Consider the following 1,572-nt stretch of genomic DNA (forward strand, 5'->3'; position numbering starts at 1 on the left):
GCACCGTCTGACGATCGGGCGCGGTCGCCTTGGCGATGCGCTTGACGTCATTGATGAAGCCCATGTCGAGCATGCGGTCGCCTTCGTCCAGCACCAGCCATTTGGTGTCGGCAAGCACGAGGTCGCCTTCACGCACCAGATCGGTCAACCGACCGGGCGTTGCGATCAGGATGTCGACGCCGGGAGCAACCTTCTTCACCTGGCTGAAGCGGGAGACACCGCCAAGCACGAGCGCGGTCGAGACATGCGCGCCCTTGGCGAGGATCTTGATGGTGTCTTCGATCTGCACGGCGAGTTCGCGCGTCGGCGCCAGAATCAGCGCACGCGCCGTCTTCGGCCGGCGCTTGGTGCCGAGGGCGATGATCTTCGACAGGATCGGCAGCGCGAAGGCCGCGGTCTTGCCAGAGCCGGTCTGGGCGATGCCGAAAATGTCACGGCCTTCCATCTGCGGCGGGATCGCCTGCGCCTGGATCGGCTTCGGCTCGGTGAAGCCGGCGTTGTGGGTGGCCTTGAGCAGCGCGCCCGTAATACCCAGTGCCGCGAAACCGGTGAGTTCCGCAGTGTTGCTACCGGGCAAAGTGTTTTCGTTGGTCAAAATAATCTTCTTTCACGCGGCTTCTGGCCGCAAACATCGATGGCGGCAGGGCGCAACCTGCCGTCGAAAAAATTGATATGAAACGACAAGGCGGGCGGACGGTAACGTCCACTCGGCTGCGCTGTCGTGCCCGCAGGCATCATGCCACGGGGCTTTTTCGCCGCTTTGTGATGTACCGGAAAGAGGGGCCGATATACCGGAAAGAGGGAAAACAGACGCAACCAGTCTCATTCGTCGAGAAGGCCGGATTCGTTCCCGGCCCAAGCGCCTATGGGCTGCATATGGCTGAGTTCGCCCCCAATTGCAAGGGGCTTCATGTTGCAGCGCAGCAAAACGCATGGCGCAAGCGGCGCTTGCGCTCGCTTGCCGGCACGATTACCACGAAATGCCGCTGGCTTGGGAGGTAATCGATGAAAGACGTGCTGAAGGAACTCGAGCGCCGCCGCGAGATCGCCCGCATGGGTGGCGGCCAGGCTCGCATCGACGCCCAGCACAAGAAGGGTAAGCTCACCGCGCGCGAACGCATCGAGGTGTTTCTCGACGAGGGCTCGTTCGAGGAATTCGACATGTTTGTCGAGCATCGTTCGACCGATTTCGGCATGGAGAAGACCAAGATCGCCGGCGACGGCGTCGTCACCGGCTGGGGCACCGTCAATGGCCGCCCGGTCTACCTCTTCGCCAAGGACTTCACCGTGTTCGGCGGCTCGCTGTCGGAAGCCCATGCCGAGAAGGTCATCAAGGTGCAGGAGATGGCGCTGCGCAACCGTGCACCGATCATCGGGCTTTATGATGCCGGCGGCGCGCGCATCCAGGAGGGCGTGGCGGCGCTTGGCGGCTATGCCGAGATCTTTCAGCGCAACGTGCTCGCCTCCGGCGTGATTCCACAGATTTCGGTGATCATGGGGCCTTGCGCCGGCGGCGACGTCTATTCGCCTGCCATGACCGACTTCATCTTCATGGTGCGCGACACCTCCTAC

The 1,572-nt window shown here is 62.5% G+C and carries 2 protein-coding genes; one reads left to right on the plus strand and one right to left on the minus strand.

The features are described from left to right. Positions 1–595: DEAD/DEAH box helicase (locus EN935_RS35310; RefSeq protein ID WP_127374188.1), on the minus strand; the 595-nt coding region annotated here is incomplete at its 3' end. 410 nt (positions 596–1,005) lie between these two features. On the opposite strand from EN935_RS35310, the gene EN935_RS35315 reads away from it, so the two are divergent. After that, positions 1,006–1,572 (plus strand): carboxyl transferase domain-containing protein (locus EN935_RS35315; protein ID WP_281040398.1); only part of this gene is annotated, 567 nt, incomplete at its 3' end.

It is taken from the genome of Mesorhizobium sp. M7D.F.Ca.US.004.03.1.1 (assembly GCF_003998635.1).
GTDB lineage: Bacteria > Pseudomonadota > Alphaproteobacteria > Rhizobiales > Rhizobiaceae > Mesorhizobium > Mesorhizobium loti.